At 75.7% G+C, this 21972-nt stretch carries 19 protein-coding genes; 12 read left to right on the top strand and 7 right to left on the bottom strand.

Going from position 1 to position 21972, the window contains the following annotated elements; translation table 11 throughout:
• Window positions 1-46: 46 nt before the first annotated feature.
• From A3CO_RS0121200 to A3CO_RS0121185, 4 genes are read right to left on the bottom strand one after another with little or no spacing between them, the layout of a single operon-like run.
• Window positions 47-1291: an OmpA family protein gene (locus tag A3CO_RS0121200; protein WP_018334256.1), complete on the bottom strand. Its 1245-nt coding sequence runs from the start codon at window positions 1289-1291 to the stop codon at window positions 47-49.
• Entirely contained in the window at window positions 1288-2361 is a 1074-nt protein-coding gene (locus A3CO_RS37625; RefSeq protein ID WP_018334255.1) for a hypothetical protein, read from the bottom strand. Before A3CO_RS37625 ends, A3CO_RS0121200 begins: the two co-directional genes overlap by 4 nt.
• Window positions 2358-3071 (bottom strand): hypothetical protein, encoded by a 714-nt coding sequence (locus A3CO_RS0121190; protein ID WP_018334254.1) that lies wholly within the window; start codon window positions 3069-3071, stop codon window positions 2358-2360. The genes A3CO_RS37625 and A3CO_RS0121190 overlap by 4 nt, the downstream gene beginning before the upstream one ends.
• The gene (locus tag A3CO_RS0121185; RefSeq protein ID WP_018334253.1) at window positions 3071-3754 is read right to left on the bottom strand and encodes a hypothetical protein; all 684 of its coding nucleotides are present in this window, start codon (window positions 3752-3754) and stop codon (window positions 3071-3073) included. Before A3CO_RS0121185 ends, A3CO_RS0121190 begins: the two co-directional genes overlap by 1 nt.
• Here A3CO_RS0121185 and A3CO_RS0121180 point away from each other — a divergent pair.
• The 9 genes from A3CO_RS0121180 to A3CO_RS0121140 all read left to right on the top strand — a co-directional run bounded on the left by A3CO_RS0121180 (window position 3753) and on the right by A3CO_RS0121140 (window position 17744).
• On the top strand, window positions 3753-3962 hold the full coding sequence (locus tag A3CO_RS0121180) for a hypothetical protein (protein ID WP_018334252.1): 210 nt from the start codon (window positions 3753-3755) through the stop codon (window positions 3960-3962). The genes A3CO_RS0121185 and A3CO_RS0121180 overlap by 2 nt on opposite strands.
• Before the next feature lie 414 nt (window positions 3963-4376).
• Window positions 4377-5387, top strand: a complete 1011-nt coding sequence (locus A3CO_RS33570; RefSeq protein ID WP_157647752.1) for a glycosyltransferase — start codon at window positions 4377-4379, stop codon at window positions 5385-5387.
• Complete coding sequence (locus A3CO_RS0121170; RefSeq protein ID WP_018334250.1) at window positions 5384-6952, top strand: glycosyltransferase family 4 protein; 1569 nt, start codon at window positions 5384-5386, stop codon at window positions 6950-6952. Before A3CO_RS33570 ends, A3CO_RS0121170 begins: the two co-directional genes overlap by 4 nt.
• A complete protein-coding gene (locus A3CO_RS38340) occupies window positions 6949-9744 on the top strand; it encodes a glycosyltransferase family 4 protein (protein ID WP_157647751.1) in 2796 nt (931 codons plus the stop codon). The genes A3CO_RS0121170 and A3CO_RS38340 overlap by 4 nt, the downstream gene beginning before the upstream one ends.
• Window positions 9741-11987 (top strand): ArnT family glycosyltransferase, encoded by a 2247-nt coding sequence (locus tag A3CO_RS0121160; RefSeq protein WP_018334248.1) that lies wholly within the window; start codon window positions 9741-9743, stop codon window positions 11985-11987. The genes A3CO_RS38340 and A3CO_RS0121160 overlap by 4 nt, the downstream gene beginning before the upstream one ends.
• 8 nt (window positions 11988-11995) lie before the next feature.
• A complete protein-coding gene (locus A3CO_RS0121155) occupies window positions 11996-13225 on the top strand; it encodes an acyltransferase family protein (protein WP_018334247.1) in 1230 nt (409 codons plus the stop codon).
• Between the two features lie 132 nt (window positions 13226-13357).
• The gene (locus A3CO_RS0121150) at window positions 13358-14674 is read left to right on the top strand and encodes a hypothetical protein (RefSeq protein ID WP_157647750.1); all 1317 of its coding nucleotides are present in this window, start codon (window positions 13358-13360) and stop codon (window positions 14672-14674) included.
• Between the two features lie 264 nt (window positions 14675-14938).
• Complete coding sequence (locus A3CO_RS0121145) at window positions 14939-16306, top strand: hypothetical protein (protein WP_157647749.1); 1368 nt, start codon at window positions 14939-14941, stop codon at window positions 16304-16306.
• 73 nt (window positions 16307-16379) lie between these two features.
• Window positions 16380-17744: a UDP-glucose dehydrogenase family protein gene (locus A3CO_RS0121140; RefSeq protein ID WP_018334244.1), complete on the top strand. Its 1365-nt coding sequence runs from the start codon at window positions 16380-16382 to the stop codon at window positions 17742-17744.
• Window positions 17745-17795: 51 nt separating this feature from the next.
• On the opposite strand, the gene A3CO_RS0121135 is transcribed toward A3CO_RS0121140, so the two are convergent.
• Window positions 17796-18530, bottom strand: coding sequence for an SDR family NAD(P)-dependent oxidoreductase (locus A3CO_RS0121135; RefSeq protein WP_033414724.1), 735 nt, complete (start codon window positions 18528-18530; stop codon window positions 17796-17798).
• 28 nt (window positions 18531-18558) lie between these two features.
• Here A3CO_RS0121135 and A3CO_RS0121130 point away from each other — a divergent pair, with 28 nt between their 5' ends.
• On the top strand, window positions 18559-18990 hold the full coding sequence (locus A3CO_RS0121130; RefSeq protein WP_018334242.1) for a MarR family winged helix-turn-helix transcriptional regulator: 432 nt from the start codon (window positions 18559-18561) through the stop codon (window positions 18988-18990).
• A 51-nt stretch (window positions 18991-19041) separates the two neighbouring features.
• Here A3CO_RS0121130 and A3CO_RS0121125 read toward each other — a convergent pair whose 3' ends face one another.
• The gene (locus tag A3CO_RS0121125; protein WP_018334241.1) at window positions 19042-19908 is read right to left on the bottom strand and encodes an NAD(P)H-binding protein; all 867 of its coding nucleotides are present in this window, start codon (window positions 19906-19908) and stop codon (window positions 19042-19044) included.
• 83 nt (window positions 19909-19991) lie between these two features.
• Between A3CO_RS0121125 and A3CO_RS0121120 the strand changes: the two genes are divergently transcribed.
• Window positions 19992-20672, top strand: coding sequence for a TetR/AcrR family transcriptional regulator (locus A3CO_RS0121120; protein WP_018334240.1), 681 nt, complete (start codon window positions 19992-19994; stop codon window positions 20670-20672).
• Between the two features lie 32 nt (window positions 20673-20704).
• Here the strand turns inward: A3CO_RS0121120 and A3CO_RS0121115 are convergent, their stop codons facing one another.
• Window positions 20705-21484, bottom strand: coding sequence for an AraC family transcriptional regulator (locus tag A3CO_RS0121115; RefSeq protein ID WP_018334239.1), 780 nt, complete (start codon window positions 21482-21484; stop codon window positions 20705-20707).
• Between the two features lie 50 nt (window positions 21485-21534).
• Between A3CO_RS0121115 and A3CO_RS0121110 the strand changes: the two genes are divergently transcribed.
• The gene (locus A3CO_RS0121110; RefSeq protein WP_033414802.1) at window positions 21535-21951 is read left to right on the top strand and encodes a DUF2000 domain-containing protein; all 417 of its coding nucleotides are present in this window, start codon (window positions 21535-21537) and stop codon (window positions 21949-21951) included.
• Window positions 21952-21972 lie beyond the last annotated feature (21 nt).

Here is a 21972-nt window from a genome sequence, read left to right as displayed (position 1 = left end):
TACCGGTCACGTTAACCGGGCATAGCCTTCGGGAAGTAAACGTGCTTCAGCTCGACGGCTCGACGATGACCTTCCGGTTCGACGACGCCGGCCCCGGCAGCTGCTTGCCGCCCGGCCCCACGTCGTTCACGTAGCCGGGGAACTGGCTCCCCACGCCCGTGGTGGTGATCTGGCCCGCGGCGGCACCCAGGGAGACCAGCAGGCCCTTCACCGCCTCGGCGCGCCGCGTCGACAGGTCCACCTGCGAGGCGGGACTCCCCGCCCGTGCGGTGGTGCCGGTCAGGGCGAGCCGACGGGTCGGCGCCTGCTTGAGGAAGTCCGCGAACGGCGCCAGCACGCCGCGCGCGGCGTTCTCGTCGCGGAAGTCGGCGGTGTCGGGCTGGAAGCCCACCGACCCGTCGTCGGGAAGGACGCTCGCCTTCCCGGGGGTGATGGTCGGCGGCGGCGGCACGTTGACCACCGAGACCGGCGGGACGTCCGACGGGGCGTCCCCCGACCGGGGCTCGTCGACGACCGCGACGCAGGACGCGCCCCCGGCCTGGGCGATGCCCTTCCACAGCGCGACCAACGACGCCCGCTGCGAGGTGTCGAGCGGGCCCTGCGGTGCCGCGACGTCCCCGATCCCGGCCAGGATCACGGTCGCGCCGTTCAGCGCCGGCAGCGCGTTCGCGTCGCGCAACGAGGAGACGACGTCGGCGACGGGGGCGGCGAGCAGCCCCGCGGTGCGGAAGTCGAGCGGGGCGACGGTGGAGAGTCCGGAGTCGACGAGCACCACCGTTCCCGGCCGAGTGCCCTGCACGGAGCGTCCGGCGAGGGTGAGGGCGCCGAGGGTGTCGGCCTCCGGGGTCTGCGCCCGCAGCGTCGGGATCGCGTTGCCGAGACCGGACAGGAAGGCGTTCTGGTCGTCCTGCGCGGCGATCGCGTTGCCCGCGTCGGTGCGGTAGGTGTCGCTGCCCGCCACGGCCGGGCGCCCGTCGACGTTCACGACGGTGAACTTCGGCTGCACCTTCTGGTCGGAGGCGCCGGCGACCACCGAGATCGCCGCCTGCTGCACCGGCCCGGGGAGGCTCGGGCCGGGCTCGTTGGCGCGGCCACCCATCGCGATCGCCATCGGGCCGACGGGCACCGGACACGAGAGCGGCGCGCCCCCGCCGGCGAAGCCGACGCCGCCGGAGGAGTCGCCCGACGAGCACGCCCCGAGGGCGAGTGCGGCGACCGTGGCGAGGGCCAGTGCGGAATTCCGGAGACGCAGCGGAGCGGAGCTCGACCAGGTCGGACGCCGCAGGGTCACGAAGGATCTCCGTTCGCGGACGGGGCGCGGTGGTGGTGCCCGTTGGTGCCGTTCCGGCGGCCGTTCACGACGGCGGGTGCGGGGACCCGGTGCGCAGGCGGGTCGTGGCGCACCGGCGGGCGGGCCTCCCGGCCCGGCTCGATCGCGCGGGCCGGGGTGAACAGCGGGTACGGCGCCGAGTTGGTGAGGCCGTCGGTGATCGACGGGTTCTGCATCTTCGAGGCCATGAGGTTCCGCGCGTAGTTCTGCAGCTCCAGCATCTCCGCGGCCACCTGCTGGCGCGCGGCGACCCAGCGCTGCTCCTCGCGGTCGCGCTCGTTCTGCTGCTGGCGCAGCGCCTCGCGCGAGCGCTCCAGCTCGGCCCGGCTCGACCGCTCCGCGGCGGTGGCCTCCTCGAGGCGGCGCTCGGCCCGGCGCAGCGCCCCGGCGACCGGGTTGAAGGACACGAACGTCGCCACCATGGCCGCGACCCCGCTGGCCAGGAACAGCGCGCCGAAGAGCATCGCGGGCAGGACGGCGGAGGCGTCGAGGGCCGTCGACGAGCTCGACCCGAACCCGCCGCCGGACCCGAACCCGCCCCCGGAACCGAACCCGGAGCCGCCCGAGCCGAAGCCGCCGCCGGAGCCGAATCCCGAGCCCGACGACGAGCCGAACGGGTTCGACGACGTCGACGACGGCGTGAGGAGCCGGGTCACGAACGACGCGATACCCAGCAGGAGCCAGGTGCCGAAGGCGGCGAGCGTGAGCAGCAGGGACGCGCGCGGGTCGCCGCACCGCCGCCGCGCGAGGCCCTGCCCGACGAGGTGCGCGAGCCCGACCGAGGCGGCGGCGAAGCCGACCGTGCCGATGACGATGAGGAACGTCGACCCGCGGAACACCCGGGCGAGGACGACGTAGAACGCGGCGATGTCGCCACCGATGGCGAGCACGATGATGCCGAGCGCGAGGTAGTCCTCCCGCGACCGGTTGATCAGCATCGTCGAGTCGCGGTAGGACCCGGTGGTGCCGGGCCGGGCGCCCCGGCGCAGCGAGAAGCGCGACGGCGGGGACGGCGGGGACGGCGGTGTCATCGGGTCTCCTGCTCGGTGACGGCGTCGTCGACGGCGGGGCCGGTCGAGCGCGCGGGGGCGCGGACCCGCAGCGGGCCGGTGAGGGCCTCGTCGTCGGGCCCCGGGCGGCGGACGGCGAGGGCCTGGCGGGCGGCGCGGGGGCCGCGGGACGCGCTGCGGCGGGGGTCGTCGGCGACGGTCGCGTCGTCCTCGGGCACGCCGGGGCGGCCGGCGGGTGTCCGGGGCGCCTCCATGAGCCGGTCGCGGGCGTCGGCGTAGTCGTGGCGGGCGATCTCCAGGGCGCGTCGGTCGCGCTCGTGGTTGGCCTCGGCGTCGGCGAGCTGCTGGCGGGCGCCGCCGACGAGCCGGTCGATGACGGCGTGGTGGTCGGCGTGCTCGGAGTCGATCCGCGCGAGCCAGCCCGAGGCCCACGACGCGATCAGCGGGTCGAGCGCCGCCCCGGTGCCCTCGTCGACCGCGTTGGGCAGCAGGTCGTTGACGAGGGCGCGGACCCGCCCGCGGGCCGCGGCGACGTCCGGCGAGGCCTGATTCGGGTAGGGCATCGGGCCCACCCGGTCCTCGGCGTAGACCTGCGAGAAGCGCTTCTCCTCGGGGGTGCCGGGCGCGCGCAGACCGGGCGGCGGGGTGTCGGGGGCGCCGGTCACCCGGTGCGCCGGGGCCCGGCCCGCCCCGTCGTCGTCGGACCGTCGCCGGCGCAACCACTGGAACATCAGGACTCCTCGCGCGGGCGGTCGGACGGGGCCGGGGGATCGGCGGGGGCGGCGGCCTCCGCGTCGAACACCCAGCCGGGGATCCGGGGGTGCTGGGCGACGAGCCAGGGCCCGATGGCGTCGCCGCGGGGGTGGTGGCGCACCAGGTGCCGCTCGTAGGCCGAGATGCGGGCCATGGCCTGCGCGTGGAGGCGGCGCACGCGGGTCGCGCCGACCACCTCGCGCGCCCGGATCGCGGCCCGCACGCGGGCGAGCTCCTCGCGGGCGGCCGAGCCGGCGCGCTGCAGGCGGGTGATCTCCTCGACCATGGGGCGGCGCAATGCCTCGTACTCGCGGGCCCGGCGGGCGCGCACCACGTCGTCCGCGGTCAGCGACTCGCCGCCCCGGCGCAGCCCGAGCTGGTCGGCCTCGAGCAGGGCCGGCCACGACGCGACCCGGTCCTCCGCCCGCTGCCGGGCCGCCGTGGTCTCGGTGATCCGGACGGTCAGGGCGGCCTCGGTCTCGAGCAGCGGTGCGAGCTCGACGTCGAGGCGGAGCCGTTCGCGGTGGCTGCGGGCCAGGAAGTCCTGGGCGAGCTCCTCGAGCGTGGGGGTGCCGCCGTCCCCGCTCGGCAGCCCGGCGCGGCCGTCCGCCCGGGCCCGGCGCCGGTCGGTGAAGCGGTTGGCGAGCGTGTAGGCCGGCATGCCCGTCGACCCGTCGGGCGGCGGGATCGGGCGCGACGCCGGGGCGGGTGGCACCGGGGCCTGCGAGGTCGACGGCGGCCCGGCGGGCGGGCGCGGCGCGGGGGCCCCGATGACGGGGGTCCCGGCCGCGGGCGTGCCCGGCTCGGGTCGGCGACCGGCTCCCGCGGCCGGAGCGGACGGGGTGCCGTCGGGGCCCGATCCCGCGTGACGCGGTGGGGGCGGCGCCGACCGGCTCATGGGGGGCCTCCTGCTCGCGGCCCCCGGAGCGCACCCGCGGGCCTTCGATGTCGGACGGCCTCCTCGCGCCGCCGCGACGGGGTCCTCCGCCGGACCCTGCGGCTCCGCAGTGTAGGAGGCGCCCCTGCCAGGGGGGTCCGCGCGGGGGCGGCTACCCCGTTCGGCGGCACCCCCGTTCGGCCGACACACCGAGTCCGGCAGGAGTCCGACACGCCGAGCGTCGTGTCACTCGACCGTGTGGAAGTCGCACCGGGTTTATCGACCTCGATGTGGTGGTTATATGCCGCCCCACCTGCGGCGATGGCCCCAGACGACTCGAATGGACGCGAGACGAAAGGGTTAATGCCTGAGCCGAAAGGTCGATATTCGGGAGGTGCAGAACGTGATGGACGGTTTGGAGGACGCGCTGGCCCCGCACCCCGCGCTCCGGGGGGTGCGGGAGCACCGGCCGGACGATCTCGTGGGGGCGGTACGCAGCTCGGACCTGGTGGACGTGGTCGACGACGAGGTGGTCGCCGCGGTCGCCCGCGAGGTGTCCCGCGCGACCCACGAACTCGCCGAGCGCCCGTCGGAGCCGGAGGAGGTCGACACCCGCGCGCCCGTCGACCTCGAGGTCGTGATCCCGGCCTACAACGAGTCCGGACGACTCCCCGCGACCCTCGCCGCGATGGTCGCCTTCCTCTCCGAGCAGCCGTGGACCTCGCGCATCGTCGTCGTCGACAACGGCAGCGTGGACGACACCGCGGCAGGCGTGCTGGGCGTGACCGGGCGGGCCTGCAACGTCGCCACCGGGTGGTGCGTCGAGGCGGTCGCGATCGGCTGCTCGCAGGCGGGCAAGGGTGCTGCGGTGATCCGCGGGCTGCGGACCAGCCGGTCGCGCGTCGTCGGGTTCACCGACGCCGACCTGTCGACCCCGCTGGAGACCTTCCTGCCGGTGATGGCGGCCCTCGACGACGGGGCGGCCGCCGCCATCGCGTCCCGCCACGCCCCCGGCGCGTCGATCGCCGGGAAGCAGCCGCTCGGCCGGCGGCTCGGCGGCACCGCCTTCCGCATGCTGTCCCGGCCCCTGGTGCCCGGCATCCACGACACCCAGTGCGGGTTCAAGTTCTTCGACCGCGAGGCGGTCCAGAGCGCGCTGTGGAAGTGCCGGTCGACCGGCTTCGCCTTCGACATCGAGCTCCTGCGCCACGTCCGGGACGACGGGGGCCGCATCGCCGAAATCCCCGTGACCTGGACCGACACCGCCGGCTCGACGCTGCGCCCGGTCCGCGACGGCGTCGCCGCCTTCGGCGCGGTGGCGAAGCTGCACCGCGAGCTGAACCGCGGTACCGCGCCGGCCCTGCCCGGACGTCGGACGTCCGCCCTCACCACCTCCGCCCTCGGGAGCACGACGTGACCTCCACCCTGCCCACCCCCGGGGAGACCCTGCCGCCGGTGCGGCTGGTCCCCGTCCTCGGCCGCGCGACCGCCCAGCTCTCCGGGTGCCGCGTGCTCGTCCTCAACTGGCGCGACGTCAAGCACTCGCAGGCCGGTGGCGCCGAGGCGTACGCCCACCAGATCTCGAAGCGCTGGGTCGCGGCCGGCGTGCACGTCACCTGGCTGACCGCCCGCGATGCCGGCCAGAGCGCCCGCGACGAGATCGACGGCATCGAGATCCTGCGGGCCGGCGGCACCATGGGCGTCTACGCGCGCACCGCGATGCGGCTGCTGCGCGGCAGCCTGCGCCAGCGGTTCGACGCGGTGGTCGACTGCCAGAACGGCATCCCGTTCTTCTCGCCCCTGTTCACCCGGGACACCGTCCCGATCGTCCAGGTGGTCCACCACGTCCACCAGGACCAGTTCTCGACGCGGTTCGGTCCCGGGGGCGCCCTCGTCGGCCGGCTGCTCGAGGGGCGCGTGGCGCGCAAGGTCTACTCGGGCAAGCGCACCGTCGCGGTGTCCGCCTCGACCCGCCAGGAGCTGCGCCGGCGCCTCAAGTTCGACGGCCCCATCGACGTCGTCCCGAACGGCATGAACACGGCGATCACGTCCGGCACCCGGCGCCGGGCCGAGAAGCCCACCATCGTGCTGACCAGCCGCCTGGTCACGCACAAGCGCGTCGACCTGCTGCTGCACGCGGTGTCCGCGGCGCTGCCCGACATCCCCGACCTCCAGGTCGAGATCATCGGCGACGGCCCCGAGCTCACGGTGCTGCGCCGCATGGCCGTCGAGCTCGGGCTCGGCCACGTGGTCCGCTTCCACGGCCGCCTGCCCGACGCCGAGCGCGACGCCCTGATGGAGTCGGCGTGGCTGACCACGTCCACCTCCGACGGCGAGGGCTGGGGCCTCGTCGTGCTCGAGGGCGCTGCCGCGGGCGTCCCCTGCCTCGCGATCCGGACGACGGGTATCCGCGACTCGGTCCTCGACGGCGTCACCGGCTGGCTCGTCGACGGGATCGACGACTTCGCCGCGGTGCTGCCGCGCACCATCGCCGAGCTGGCCGACCCGGCGCGCGCCGACGAGGTCGCCGAGGCGTGCCGCACGTGGGCGGGATGCTTCTCGTGGGAGCGCTCGGCGGAACTCCTCGCCGGGTCCGTGCTCTCGGAGATGCGGGCCTTCCACCGCTCGTCGGCCGCGTCCGACCTGCCCCCGGCCGACCGCTCCGCGCTGCACCGCGCCGCCACCCGCCGTCGGGCCCGCTCGGACATGACGGTCCTCGCGCGCTTCAGCCACCCGGACCCGGCCGAGGCCGCCGCGGCACTGCGACTGAGCGACGAGGTGTCGATCTGCCTCGGCCGCAACCGCGTCCTCGCCCTGCTGCGCGGCTGCGACGAGGTGGACGCGCTCGGCGTGATCGGGCGCCTCGGGGCGCAGGAGCCCTACGTCCGGCTCGCCAGCCGGCCGGAGCTCCTGGGCGGCCCCGCGATCGTGGGCATCGCCCGCGGCGAGACCCTGTCGTCGGACGTCGTCCACGTCCCATGACCGCACCGGTCGGAGGCAGTTCCGTGGTCGGCGGCCCGGTCGGCGTCGGTCCCGTCCGTGACGGCAGCGCCTCGTTGCTGACGTCCGGTGACAGCACCGACGCGGTGCTGCCACCGGGGTCGCCGGCACCGTCCGACCAGCAGCGCGACGGCCGCGCCACGGGCGGGACGGCGACCCTGCTGTCGGCCTCGGGCGGCCTGGTCGGGCTGCTCAGCTACGCGGTCACGCTGGTGATGGCGCACCTGCTCGACGCGCCCGCGTACACGGCGTTCGCGGCGGCGGTCGCCGTCGTCGGCACCGCGGGGGTGGCCTCGGCGGCCCTCATCCCGTTCCCGCTGGCCCACGTGGTGCGGGCGTACCCGTCGCACGACCCCCGACGGCGGGCGGCGACGGCGTTCGCGGTCGGCGTCTCGGTGCTCGTCGGGTTCGTCGCCGCCGTGGTGCTCGCGCTGATCGTGGGCCCGGTGTCCGACGTCCCGACCGCCCTCGCGGCGGCCGTCTCCGGGCTCGCGCTCTTCGCGATCGCGCCGGTGTGGGGCCACCTGCAGGGGGAGTCCCGCTTCGTGCGCTACGCCGCGCTGACCGTCGGCGAGGTCGCCGTGCGGCTCGTCGCGAGCGTCGTCGCGGTGATCGTGGGCGCCGGTGCCTGGGGCGCCGTCGGCGGCTTCGCCGTCGGCGCGGTCGCGGTGCTCGCGGTCTCGCTCACCCCGGCGACCGGCCCGTTCCGCGGGCTGACCGTCGGCGACGTCGGCCGCGCGCTGCGCGACCGCGCCCGCTGGGCCGAGACCGGCGGGGTCGCCGGCACCCAGGCGGTGCTGTCCGCCCTCGCGGCGGCCGACGCCGTCGTCGTCGCCCTCGTGGTCACCGACGCGACCGCCGCCGCGGGCTACCAGGCCGTCTCCACCCTCGCGAAGGCGCCGGTCTACGTCGCCGTCGGCACCGCGCTGGTCAGCTTCCCGGTGCTGCGGGTCGCCCACGGCCGCGACCGGGAGCTGCGCCTGCGCGAGGCCCTCGGGTCCTTCGTCAAGCTCGTCGTGCCGGCCGCCGCCGTCGTCGCGACCGTCCCCACCGCCCTCGTCGGGATCGTGCTGCCCGAGCGCTACCTGCCCTCGGTCGCGCTCCTGCCGGTGCTCGCGCTCATGGGCGTCGGGCTGGGGACGACGACGGTGCTCGCCACCCTGCTCCTCGCGGTGCGCGCCCGCCGGGCGCTCGCCGCGTCACTGGCCGCCGCCGTCCTCGCGCTGGCGGCGGGGCTCGCCCTCGGCGCGGCCGGCACGCTCGCCGGTCTCCCCGGCGTGCCCGCCGACCCGGCCGGGCCGCTCGCCGCCGGTGCGGCCGCCGGCGCGCTCGTCGGCGCCGTCGCGGTCGCGGTCCTGGGCGCCGCGCACCGTCCCCGCCGCGTGGCCCCGGGCCCGGGGCTCGGCCGGGCCGCCGCGCTCGGCGTGCTGTACGCGGTGGTGGCCACGGTGGTGCTCGCCGCGGCCCGTCCGTCGGTCGCGCTCTGGCTCGTCGCCGTCGTGGCGTTCGGCCTCGGCCTGGTGGGCCTGCCGGTGCTCGGCCGCCGCATCGCGCCCGGTCCGGACGCTGCCCTCGCGCCGCCCGACCGGGAGCACGGCGCGCTGCACGTGCTGCACCTCGCTTTCGAGGACCCGGACATGCCGGGCTCCGGGGGCGGGGCGCTGCGGACCGCGGAGATCGACCGGCGCCTCGCCGCGGCCGGGCACCACGTCACCGTCCTCACCGGGCGCTACCCCGGCGCCGAGGACCGGGTCGAGCGCCACGGCCTCGGCACCGTGCACTGGGTGCACCCGCACGTCGGGCGGGGCCGGACGCGGCTCACCCGCCTGCTGCCCTACATGGCCGCGGCCTTCCTCGCAGCCCGCCGCGCCGGCCGTCGCCACCCGGGCGACGAGGCCGGCCCGGGCCCGGTGGACCTCGTCGTCGAGGACTTCTTCGCCCCGATCTCGTCGATGGCGATCCCGCGGTGGACGCGGCGACCCGTCGTCGGGGTGGTGCAGTGGCTGAACGCGAAGGAGAAGGCCGCGCAGTACCACCTGCCGGTGCACTGGGTGGAGCGCTGGGCGGTGCGCACGCACCGCCGGATCGTCGCCGTGTCGCACGGCGTCGGCGCGGCCACCCAGACGCTCAGCCCGCACGCCGAGGTCGCGGTCATCGGCAACGGCGTCGACCCCGTGGCCTTCACGGTGCCGCCCGCGCCGGTCGCGTCGCGTCGCGACGTCGTCTACGTGGGCCGGCTCGAGATCGCGCAGAAGGGGCTCGACCTGCTGCTCGACGCGTGGGCTGCGGCCGCCGACCGCATCCCGGGCGACCTCCTCCTCGCAGGCACCGGCCCGGACGAGGCGGCGTTGCGCGAGCGGGCCCGGGAGCTCGGGGTCGCCGACCGCGTGCGGTTCCTCGGGTGGGTCGCCGGCCGTGACAAGTCCGAGCTCGTGGCCGCCGCCCGGATCGCCGCCGTGCCGTCCCGGTTCGAGACCTTCGGCATCGTCGCCGCCGAGGCGCTCGCCGTCGGCACGCCCGTCGTCGCCTACGACATCGACTGCCTGCGCGAGGTCGTCCCCGCCGAGGGCGGCCTGCTGGTGCCGACCGTGGGCGGCTTCGACGCCCGCGCCTATGCCGACGCGCTCGTCGAGGTCTGGCACGACGAGCCGCGCTGCGCCGTCGTCGCCCGCCGCGGGCCGGACCTCGCGCGCATCCACGACTGGGACGCGCTCGCCGCGACGCAGGACGCGTTCTACCGGCGGGTGGTCGCCGAGGGCCGGGGAGGGGCGTGACCGACAGCTCGGTACCGCTCGTCCGCCTGCGCCGGGACCCCAGGCGGGTGCGGACGGCGGGTCCCGACGGCCGGTGGGGCCCGCCGGCGGCGGCGGAGGCGCTGTCCGCCGCCTTCCGGGCCGACGGCGGGGCGACGACCCACCGCTCGGGGGCACCGCGGCACGCGGGCGTGCCGACCCTCGACCCCGACGGGGCCGCCCACCGCTCCCGGGCACGGCGCGGCTACCGGGTGGACCCGTCGGGTCCGGCCGAGGACACCACCCCGACCCCGACCGGCGGCCGGCACGCCGCCGGCGGGGACCCGGCGTCGGGAACGGGCCCGCTCACCACCGCGCGCGGGGGCGGGCGGCACCGGGCGTCCTCGCCCGGGCACCGCGGCGGCACCCCGCCGCCCGCCCGGCCCCGGCACCGTCGGCGCCGGCTCCCGCCGGGCGTCACCCCGCCCCTGGGCCGCGTCCTCGTCACCGCGCCCGGACCGACCCGCGTCCGCCCCGGCGGCCTCGCCGGGATCGAGTGGCGGGTGCGCGACCTGCTCGCGGTCCTCGGCACCTTCCTGCTCGTCCACCGCCCGACGGCGGGTCTGGTGCGCCGCTTCTCCCGGGAGCCCGGCGCCCGGCTCACCGCGGTCCTCTACGGCACGCGGCCGTTCGGCGGCGCGCTGCCCGGGCGCCGGCCGAGCCTCGTGTTCGGGCTGTCGACGCTCGTGCTCGTCGCCGTCGCGGTGGTGCTGCGCGGCTACGACCAGCACTCGGCCTACGAGCTGTTCATGGACGAGGTGCAGTACGCCGACGTCGCGAACTCCTTCGCCGAGGGCACCGGTCCGCAGCTGTTCAACGCGCCGTTCTTCCTGCACCCGCCGCTCGCGTTCCTCTACTTCAGCCGCTTCATCAGCGCCCCGCAGACGAGCATGACCGTGGAGTTCGTGCTCTCGCTGCGCCCCGCCAACCTGCTGTTCGGGGCGGCGAACACCGCGCTCGTCGTCGCCTGTGCCCGCCGGGTGGTCCCGCGCTGGGCGGCGCTCGTCGCGGGGGCCTTCTACGCCCTCGACCCGTTCGTCATCCGCTTCGACAGCCGCCTCATGCTCGAGGCGCCGATGCTCTTCGGGGTCCTCGCCGGGCTGTTCTGCGTGCTCCTCGCGGCCGAGGCGCCGACCGGACGCCGGCGGTGGGTGCTGCTCGTCGTCGGCGGCCTGTTCTGGGGCCTCTCGATCACGACGAAGACCAACGCGGGTCTCGTGACCGGCCTCCCGCTGCTGATCATGCTGGTGTTCTCGTGGGGTCTACGCCGCCGGGAGGCGGTGACGGTGTTCGGCTGCGAGGTCGGCTTCTACCTCTGCTACGTGCTCTGGACCGTGGTCACCGGCCGCTTCCTCGGCTGGGCCGACCAGACCTTCGGCGGGGTCCTCCGGGCGGTCGGGCTGGTCAAGCAGACCGGGTTCAGCTCCGCGAACGCCCCGTCGTTCTCGAGTCGCATCGCGGCGAACCTGAGCCTGACCGGGACGTCCTACGTGCTCATCGGCGCCGCGTCGGTCTTCGCGGCCTGGGTGGTCCTGCTGTCCTGGCGCTCGCTGCGGATCCGCGGCGAGCCGGGTGACCGCTTCGCCGACCCCCGCGACCTCGGCGGGCGCGTCCGCGCGCCCGGCGAGCACGCGCTCGCCGTCATGGTCTGCTGGATCGCCGGCGTGCTCGGCGCGATCACCTACACCTTCGGCCTCGGCGAGGTCGAGGAACAGACGTTCTACCTGCTCGCCGTGCCGCTCTCGGTGGTCGCCGGCCTGCTCGTGACGCGGGCCGCCCGCGCCCGCCGCTGGGTCGCGGGCATCGCCCTCACGCTCGTCGCCGCGGTGCTCCTCGCCTCCGGTGGGATCTGGTGGAACATCCGGTCCCAGACCGACGACACCTACAGCCTGTTCTCGGCCTGGCTCTTCGCGAACGTCGACCCGAGGACGACCCACATCGCGCTGGGGGAGCACACCGCGCAGTTCGTCATGCCCGGCTACGGCGTGTTCCCGCTGCGCGACATCGCCGACGCCCGCGCCTCGAACTCCCGCTACGGCGTCGTCTCGACGCAGCTCTCCGAGCTCGGCCTCGCCGACGTCACGCCCGCCGCCATCGCCGACCTCGACCGGCGCTACCCGGTGGTCTTCCTCGCCCACGGCCGCACCGCGGGCGACCTCAAGGTCTACGACTTCGGCCGGCCGCTCGACGGCTCGGCCCCCATCGGACTCGGTCCCCAAGGCTAGGAGCGACGATGCCCACGCACTCCCGCACCGCTGCCGCCCCGGCGCCGACCGGGCTCATCCCGAGCCTGGTCGGCATCCGCGGCTACCTCGCGCTCGTCGTCGTCGCGGTCCACGTCGCGCCGTTCGCGGTCGCGATGGTCCCCGGCACGGCGGGCTTCTTCCTGCCCGTCTGGCACCACGGCTACGTGGCGCTCGACCTCTTCTTCGTCCTCTCGGGCTTCGTCATCAGCTCGGGCTACGCACGGACGTTCGCGCGCTGGCCGGGCCGGGCCACCTTCGGGAAGTTCCTCTGGGCCCGGCTCTCGCGCTTCTACCCGGTGCACCTCGCGGTGCTCGCCGCGATGGTGGCCGCGGTCCTCGCGTTCCGCGCGGTCGGCCGCGAGATCCCGCACGGCGGCAACCTCACCTGGGACCTGTTCCGCCAGCTCACGCTGACCTCGGGCTGGGGCGGCGCGCACGCCCTGACCTGGAACGGCCCGGTCTGGTCGCTCTCGGCGGAGTGGGCCTGCTACCTGGTGCTCCCGCTGCTCCTGCCGCTGGTGCAGCGGCTGCGCACCCCGGCCGCGTGCCTGGTCGGCTACCTCGTGGCCTGCGCGATCCCGCTGGTCATCTACTCGATCATCGGGTTCGACGACGGCACCATCACCTACAGCATGCCGCTGCCGCGGGCGTTCGGCGGGTTCCTCGCCGGGTGCGCCCTCTACCAGCTCACCACCGTCGGGTCCCGCATCCCGGCGTGGCTCGGGCGGGTGACCGGTCCCGTCGCCGTGGTCGCCTTCGCCGCCATCGTCGCCACCTCGCTGCTGGGTGTCCCGACGATGTACGCGCTGCCGTTCATCGGTCTCGTGGTGCCGGCCCTCGCGCAGCGTCGCGGCGCGTTCGACCGCTTCCTCTCCACCCGGGTGTCGATGATCGGCGGCGAGTACAGCGTCGCGCTCTTCCTCGTCCACGTGCCGTGGATCCTCGCGGCGTCGCTGCTGATCAACCCCCGGACGTTCCCCGGGTCGGGGTGGGGCGTCCTCGGCATCGTCCTGCTGGTGCTCGGCGCGTTCGTCCTGGCGTGGCTGGCCTACGTGGTCGTCGAACGGCCGGCCCAGAAGGCGATGCGCCGCCTCGTGAAGCGCGCCCCGGCCGCGCCGGTGAAGCCCGTGGAGGAACGCATCGAGGCCGCGGTGGAGCGCGGCCCGGAGAGCGCACCGGCTCGGACACCGGGTGCTCACCGGAGTGAGGCCCGATGACCTTCCTGGTCCGCCGAAGGTCCCGAACGGAGCAATCGAGACATGATCGAGACCGGTCTTTCGGTCTCTGATGGGCTGAACGGGTGACACGCTGACGCCTCCGGTGTCAGCCGTCCCCGATCGGAGGCCCGCGTGTCGCGAGCCGTGCGTCTGCTGCCCGCCGCGCTCGTCGCCGCGGTCCTGGTCTCCCTCGCCCTCCCCGCCGGGCGGGCGCAGGCGGCCGAGGGGCCGGCGTGGGGGTTCGTCGACTCCTCGTGCACGGAGTCCTCGGTCGCGGCGAACCGGGCCTACGGCCTCGGGGTCGTCGAGGTCGAGGCCTACTGGGACCGCTACCTCCCCGCCCGGTCCGGGGTGGTCGACACGGCGTACGTCGCCGACCTGCGCGCCCGGATCACCCGGTGCCTCGACGCGGGCCTGCGCGTGGTGCTCGGGCCCGGGCTGCAGTACCCGCCGGCGTGGGTGCGGGCGCTGTCCGGGTCGAGGTTCGTGGACCAGCGGGGGAAGCCGGCCACCGGCGCCCTCGACACGGTCTTCTCCGCCACGGTGCGGGCCGCCCAGACCGACTACCTGAAGCGGTTGGTGGCCGACCTGCCGTCGAGCCGGATCGAGGCGATCCGGATCGGCACGAGCGCACAGGGCGAGATCGGCTTCCCCGGCCCGAACGAGGCCGGCGACGGGTTCCTGCAGAGCTGGTGGGCCTTCTCGCCGGCCGCTCAGCAGGGCACGGGCCTCGCGCCGGGGGCGGCCCGGTCGCCGATGCCGGGCTGGGTCCCCGGCCAGCGCACGTGGCAGGGCCGCACCGTCACGGCCGCGGCCGCCCGCTCCTGGTTCCTCTGGTACTCCCGCTCCCTGACCACGGCGGTGAGGGCACAGCACGACGCGCTGCGCGCCGCGGGGTACACCGGCGCGGTCCACCTCCCCGCGCCGGGTAAGGGAGTGCTCCCCGCCGACCTGACGACGGCCACCGCCGCGCTGCTGAACGGCACCGGTGACCGCGACGGCTCGCTCGGGCGCGGGCTGGACTACCCCGACCAGTTCGCGGTGCTGGCCGGGAGCACGTCGAAGCTCGTCGTCGACCTCACCGGCGTCGACGACGGCACCGCCGTCCTCGCCCGCCGCCAGTCCCCGCCGCAGGACGCCTGCCAGGACGGCGACCCGGCCGCCAGCGTCGCCGCCGGCACCCCGGTGCAGCTGTGGTCGAACCTGCGCTTCGCCCGCGCCCAGGCCGCGCGCGCCGACCTGGCGGCGGTGGGGGAGAACCCCGGTCCGCCGGCGGCGCAGACCGGCGGCACCTCGTACTCCGACTCCCTCGCCGACCAGATCGCCCGGTCGCCCGGCTACGCCCGCGGCTGCCGACTCGCCGTCCTGCTCGTGGCCTTCGAGTGGACGATGGACGATCCCCGCTGGGGCGTGACCCGCGACGACTACCGGCGCGCCGTGCTCGGCTGACGTCACCGGTCCGGGCGGTTTCCGTCCCCGTTCCCGACGACGGGTCCCGCGGCTCGGCCAGGCTGAGCGGCAGCGGCCCGGGGCGGGCCGGCGCGTGCGGTCCTGCTCGCCCGAGGGGCGGGGGCCCGAGATCCATCGCTACTCCGAGCAGGGGATTCACGCTCGGAGTAGATCCGGAGGAGGTGCTGGGCCGTCCGCGTGGAACCGTTCGGCCGTCCGAACGACGCGGCCGCCGAGGTGTGCCATCCGTGCCCGGACGCCGCGATGGCAGGGATCGTGCTCACCCTCGCCCGACCGCTGCGCGCCCCCCGAGGCCTCCGCGTCGCCGTCGTCCTGCTCGCCCTCGTCCCGCTCCTGCTCCTCGGCCAGCGGCCGCCCGCCGCCCGGGCCGCCACCGACCCGTCCTGGGGGCTCATGGCCTCCAGCTGCAGCTCCTCCGACATCGCGGCCAACCAGGCCGCGGGGATCGGGCTCGTCGAGGTCGAGGCGTACTGGGACCGGTGGCTGCCGACCTCGGCCACCGCCGAGAGCACCGACTACGTCACCGACCTCGCCTCCCGCGTGACGGCCTGCCTGAACGCCGGCATCCGCGTGGTGCTCGGGACCGGCACGCAGTACCCGCCGTCGTGGGTGCGGCAGCTCGCCGGGGCGACGCTGGTGGACCAGAAGGGCAACACCCCGAACACCGGCGCCGTCGACACGATCTTCTCCGCGGCCGTTCGGAGCGCGCAGGACGACTACCTCACGCGCATCGTCGCGAAGCTCCCGGTCTCGCGCCTCGACGGCATCCGCGTCGGCACCAGCGCCGCGGGCGAGATCGGCTTCCCCGGCCCGAACGAGTCCGGCACCGGCTTCCTGCAGAGCTACTGGGCCTACGGCGCCGACGCCCAGCAGGGCACCGGCCTCGCCGCCGGCACCCCGAAGTCCCCGATGCCCGGCTGGATCCCCGGTGCGAAGACCTGGAACGGCGCGGCCGTGACCGCCGCCGCCGCGCAGAACTGGTTCCTCTGGTACGAGCGCTCCCTGGTCTACGCGATCAAGGACCAGGCCGACACGCTGCGCACCGCCGGCTACGCCGGCGCCGTGCACGTCCCGTCCCCGGGCAAGGGCGTGCTCCCGGCCGACCTCACCACCGCGACGAACGCCCTGCTGAACGGCAGCGGGGACCGCGACGGCTCCCTGGGCCGCGGCCTCTACTACGTGGACCAGTTCCCGGTGATGGCCGGCAACATCACGAGCACCGTGGTGGTCGACCTGACCGGTGTCGACGACGCCACCGCGGTCACCGCCCGCGGCCTGAACCCCGCGCAGGACACCTGCCAGTCCACCGACGCGACGGCCAGCACGCAGACCTCGACCAACGTCGCCGCGTGGTCGAACCTGCGCTTCGCCCGGGCCCAGGCCGCCCGGGCCGGGCTCGCCGCCGTGGGGGAGAACCCGGGCCCGCCCGCGGCGCAGACCGGGGGCACGTCGAACTCCGACTCCGAGGCCGCGCAGATCCGGCGCAGCCCCGGCTACGCCCGCGGGTGTGCGCTGGCGGCGTTCTTCCTGGCCTTCGAGAGCGTGCTCGACGACCCGTCGTCGGGATCGACCCGCCAGGACTACGTGAACGCCGTCACGGGCGCGAGTTAGCCGCAACTCCTCGCTCACCCACCGTGATCTGGCACGGTGACGTCCGAACCGATCCCGAGGAAGGGTGCCAGGGGTGTTCGCACGGCGGGTCATGGTGGTGGGGACGGGCTACGTCGGGCTGACGACGGGGGCGTGTCTGGCGTCGTTGGGCCACGAGGTGGTGTGCGCGGACATCGACGCGGCCAAGGTGGAACGGCTGCGTCGCGGTGTGGTGGACATCGTGGAGCCGGACCTGGCGGAGCTGGTCGCCGAGCAGACCTCGGCGGGCCGGTTGTCGTTCGTGGTCGGCGCGGGGGCGGCGCTGGGTTCGTTCGAGGACGGTCGGCCCGCGGAGGTGCTCTTCCTCTGTGTCCCGACGCCGATGGGCGCGGGTGGGGTGGCCGACCTGCGTGCGGTGGAGTCGGTGATCGAGGAGGTCGGCGCGGAGCTGGCGCCGGGCACGGTGGTGGTGAACAAGTCGACGGTGCCGGTGGGGACCGCGGCGCGGACCGCCGAGCTGCTCGAGCGCACCGACGTGGCGGTGGTGTCGAACCCGGAGTTCCTGCGTGAGGGGTCGGCGGTCAAGGACTTCCTGGGTCCGGACCGGATCGTGGTCGGGTCGGACAATCAGGACGCCGCGGAGCGGGTCGCGGCGCTCTACGCGCGGCTGGGTGCGCCGACGGTGCTGACCGACGCGGCGTCGGCGGAGCTGATGAAGTACGCGGCGAACTGCTTCCTGGCGATGAAGCTGTCCTACGTCAACGCGATGGCCGAGCTGTGCGAGCGGGTCGGCGCCGACATCGGGGACGTGACCGAGGGGATCGGCTACGACCGGCGGATCGGGCAGGCGTTCCTGTCGCCGGGTCCGGGCTGGGGCGGGTCGTGCCTGCCGAAGGACACCCACGCGCTGCTGCAGGTGGCGGACTCGGCGGACTTCGAGTTCCGGCTGCTGCGGGCGACGATCGACACGAACACCCGGCAGCGGCAGCGGATCGTGGACAAGGTGCGCCTGGCGGTGACCGGGAAGCGGACCGGGTCGCTGTCGCGGGTGCGGCTGGCGCTGCTGGGGCTGACGTTCAAGGCCGGCACCGACGACCTGCGCGACTCCCCGGCCCTGGCGATCGCGGCGCTGCTGCGTCAGGCGGGGGCGGAGCTGGTCGGCTTCGACCCGGCATTTGTCGAGGGCAGCAAGAACAGAGACGGTGCGGCCCCGCCGACCGAGATCGACGGGGTGCCGCTCGCGGCGGACGCGGTGTCGGCGGCGCAGGGCGCGGAGGCGGTGCTGGTGCTCACCGAGTGGCCGATGTTCCGCACCCTGGACTGGTCGGTGATCGCGACCGCGGTGAAGCGCCCGATCGTCATCGACACCCGCAACATCGTCGACCCGGCCACGCTGCGCCGCGCCGGCCTCACCGCCGTCGGCCTCGGCCGCCGCGGGGACGGGGACATCGCGGAGTAGTGCCCCTGACCTGAGCGAACGGCACGTCGCCCGAGCGGGCGTGCCGTTCGTTCAGGCGACGGGGACGCCTCGGGCCCTCCGGTCGAACAGCTCCTGCTGGGCCGTCACCAGCGCGCGGAGCTCGCCCGACGCCGTCGGGCCGAAGCCGACCACGGCGTCACCCCGGTCGATCCCGGCCACGGCCACGTCGCAGAAGGCGTCGAGGTCGGCGCCGTGGGTCGCCCCGCCCAGGCCGGTCGCGACGGCCGGCGGCATCAGTTCCACGACCCGCACCGGGGTGTCCGCCAGCGACGCGCGCAGGAGCAGCGCGTAGTGGTGCAGCGCCGCCTTCGAGGCGCTGTAGAGCGGCGCGAACGGCTGGGGCACGACGGCGCCGCCCGAGGTCACCTCGACCACGGTCGCGGGCCGGCCGTGGGCGAGCAGGGTCGGGACCAGCAGCGCGTCCAGGTGGACCGGGCCGGCCAGCAGCGTGTCGATCTCGGCCTGCCGTTCCGCCCACGGGGCGTCGTCCGCGGCCAGCCCGACCCGGCGCTGCCCGCCCGCGTTCTGCACGACGAGGTCGAGCCCCGGCATCTCCGCCCGCACGTGCGCGGCCAGCGCCTCGCGGTCCCCGGGCCGGGCCATGTCGGCCTCGACCGTCTCCAGCCCGGCGGCCGCGGCGTCCGCCAGGCCGGCTGCGGAGCGCGCCGTGACGATCACCCGGTCGCCCCGCGCGTGGAACCGGGTCGCCAGGCCGAGACCGATCCCGCGCCCGCCGCCGGTCACCAGCACCTGTCGTGTTGTCATGTCACCACCGTGCCACCCGGAGGTTGATGTGACAACACCACTCGACGACGACGAGATCGCGCTCTGGCACGCCTTCAAGCGGGCCGGCGAGGCCGTCCGGGCGGCGGTCGCCGAGGACATCACGCGCGCCACCGGCCTGTCCGACCCCGACTTCGGCATCCTCACGCGCCTCCTCGACGCCGGCGGGTGCCAGCGGCAGAACGAGCTCGCGACCTCTCTCGGCTGGCACCGCAGCCGGCTCTCGCACCAGCTCACGCGCATGGCCGGCCGCGGCCTGGTCACACGTGCCGGGGTCGGGGGCGGCGTCGAGGTCGCTGTCACGGAGGCCGGGTCCGACCTTGCGGAGGCGGCGCGCCCGGTGCACGCGGCCGCCGTCCGCGCCCATCTCCTCGACCGCCTTCCCGACGACGAGCGCGCGCACCTCGCGGCGCTCCTCACCGCTCTCGCCGAGCGCTCCTGACCTGCACGCTCGGCACTCTCGCAGCATCCATGTGCGCGAACGTGCCGGCGATCACGACCCGCTGGGCACGAGCGTCGCCCGCAACACGTCCTCGATCGGGCTGGCGGGCCGACCGACGAGCTCCGCCAGGGTCGGGTCGGCCGGGGCGAAGTCTCCGCGCGCCGCGGCCGGGAAGAAACCGAGCAGCAGGTCCGCCGCGTGCTCGGGCACGCCGCGGCCGACGAGGATCTCCCGGTACTCGGCGGGCTCCACGACGACGCGGCGCACCGTCCGCCCGGTGAGTTCGCCCACCGTGGCCGCCACCTGCTCGAAGTCCACCGCCTCCGGCCCGGTGAGCGGGGCGGTCGGCCCGTCGGGCGCGCCGTCGACGAGCAGTCGGGCGGTCGCCGCCGCCAGGTCCTCGCGCGTGGTCCAGGCGACCGGCCCGTCGTCGGGAAGGCGCAGTTCCCCGGTGCTCGCGGCGTCGGCCAGGAACATCGGGACCGTGTTCGCGTAGAACCCGTTGCGCAGCGACGTCCACGCGGCGCCGCACCCGGCGAGGATCTCCTCCGTCGCGGCATGGTCGGCCGCGGCGGCGAAGGGGGAATCGGGACGGGCGCCCTGGTGTGCGGTGTAGAGGACCCGGCCCGCCCCGGCCGCGACGGCGGCCTCGATCGCCGCCCGGTGCTGGGCGACCCCGTCCGGGCCGAGGGTGTTCGCGCTGACGACGAGCACCTGGTCCGCGCCGGCGAAGGCGTCGGCGAGCGCGGCGGGCTCGGTGAAGTCGCCGCGGCGGACGCGGACGCCGCGGTCGGCCAGGTCCTGCGCCTTCGCGGGGTCGCGGACGCTCACCCCGACCTCGCCGGCGGGCACGATCTCGAGCAGGCGGTCGACGACGAGGCGGCCCAGGACGCCGGTCGCTCCGGTCACGACGATCACGGTGGTCTCCTATCGGTGGTAGCGCGCCGACGCTAACACCGGAAACGTTCCGGCGCTAACAGCACACTGTTATCGTCGTTCTCGTGGAGCCCCGGGAGCGGATCGTCGCGGCGGCCGCCCGGCTGCTCGAGTCCGGCGGCGAGGAGGCCGTGTCGACGCGCGCGGTGAGTGCCGCCGCGGGCGTGCAGGCCCCGACGATCTACCGGCTGTTCGGGGACAAGCAGGGCCTGCTCGACGCTGTCGTGAGCCGTGGCTTCGAGGACTACCTGGCCGAGAAGACCGTGCGGTCGCCCACCGACGACCCGGTCGCCGATCTGCGCACCGGCTGGGACCTCCACGTCGGGCTCGCGCTGGAGCGTCCTGCGCTCTACCGGCTGATGTACGCCCGCCCCCAGGCCGTCGGCTACTCGCCCGCCGCGCGGGCCGCCTTCGCCGAGCTCGCGGTGTTGATCCGCCGCATCGCGGCCGCCGGGCGGCTGCGCGTGCCCGAGGGGCGGGCCGTCGGCCTGGTGCACTCCGCGGGCTCGGGCGTCGCCCTCTCCCTCATTGCCGTGCCGCCGGAGAAGCGTGACCGGGGGTTGTCCCACGCCGCGCGCGACGCCGTGATCGCGGCGGTCACCACGGAGGAGGTCCCGACGACGGGTTCCGGTCCGGTCGCCGCCGCCGTCGCCCTGCGAGCGTCGGTGGACGACCTCGACGCGCTCACCCCGGCCGAACGGGCCCTGCTGGGGGAGTGGCTCGACAGGTGCGCTGCGCGCCCGTGAGCACTTTCGGTCGGTATGACCACGGCAGGTGCTCACGTCGCGAAGCGACCCGGCGGCACCCCGAGCAGGCGACGGAAGTGCCGCGTCAGGTGCGCCTGGTCGTGGAAGCCCGCGTCGACGGCCACCCGGGCCGTGGGCACACCGGCGAGCAGGAGGCGGCGCGCGACCTCCACGCGCCGCCCGACCAGGTAGCGGTGCGGCGGCAGCCCGAACGCGGCCGAGAACGCCTTGACCAGGTGGTTCGGGGTCACGTGCAGCTGCGTGGCCGCGTCGTCGAGGGCCAGCCCGTCGACGACGTGGGCGTCGAGGAGGTCCCGCAGACCGGCGGCCGTCCGCGGATCCCGCACCGGCCCGTCGTCGGGCACGCCGCCGCCGAGGTGGGTGGCGAGCCGGTCGGTGACCAGGGCCAGCCCGGAGCTCGCCGCGAGCTCGTCGCCCGGGTGCTCGAGCACCCGGTGCAGGCGGTCGACGGCGCCGCGCAGGGCGTCGTCGAGGACGGAGGGCCGGTCGACGGCGCGCCCGACGAGCCCCTCCGGGAAGTCGGACAGGTAGAGCACCCGCTTGCGGAGGCCGCCAGACGTCGCCGAGCGCCCGTCGTGCGCCACGCCCGGCGGCAGCAGCGTCACCGAACGGCCGAGGGCGCCGTGCTCGGCGCGGTCGAGGTCGTAGCGGACGGCGCCGTCGTCGACGACGAGCAGCGTCCACGTCGAGTGGGTGTGCCGCGGGTAGGCGTGTTCGACGAACCGGGCGTGGAAGACCTCCTCGATGCCCGGCACCCCGGGGTTCCACGCCCGCACCTGCTCCGGACCCACCCCAGGAACGTACAAGAACCGCTCCCCGGGCCCGGTCGATCGTGGACGCCATGAGCCCTCGTTTCGACACGAAGATCGTGGTGGTCGTCCGCGACGACCTCGCCGGGTGGCAGCGCAGCAACGTCGTCGCGTTCCTCGCGAGCGGGATCGCGGCGACGGAGCCCGAGCTGCTCGGGGAGCCCTACGCCGACGCCGGCGGCACCGTCTACGCCCCGATGTTCCGTCAGCCCGTGGTGGTGCTGGAGGGCGACGCGGAGGCGGTCCGTGCCGCCCATCGGCGCGCGGTCGACCGGGGGCTGCGGGTCCCGGTGTTCACGGCCGAGCTCTTCGCGACCGGCGGCGACGAGGAGAACCGCGCGGCGGTCGCGGCGGTGCCCCGCGACGAGCTGGACCTGGTCGGCGTGGCCGTGCACGCGCCCCGGAACGCCGCCGACAGGATCACGAAGGGTGCACGGACGAGCTCGTAGGTGCGCTGCGCGCCTGTGAGC

The organism is Actinomycetospora chiangmaiensis DSM 45062, from assembly GCF_000379625.1.
Classification (GTDB): Bacteria; Actinomycetota; Actinomycetes; order Mycobacteriales; family Pseudonocardiaceae; genus Actinomycetospora; species Actinomycetospora chiangmaiensis.
Note: the sequence above shows the minus strand (reverse complement) of the source record. Positions and strands in the feature narration are given on the sequence as shown.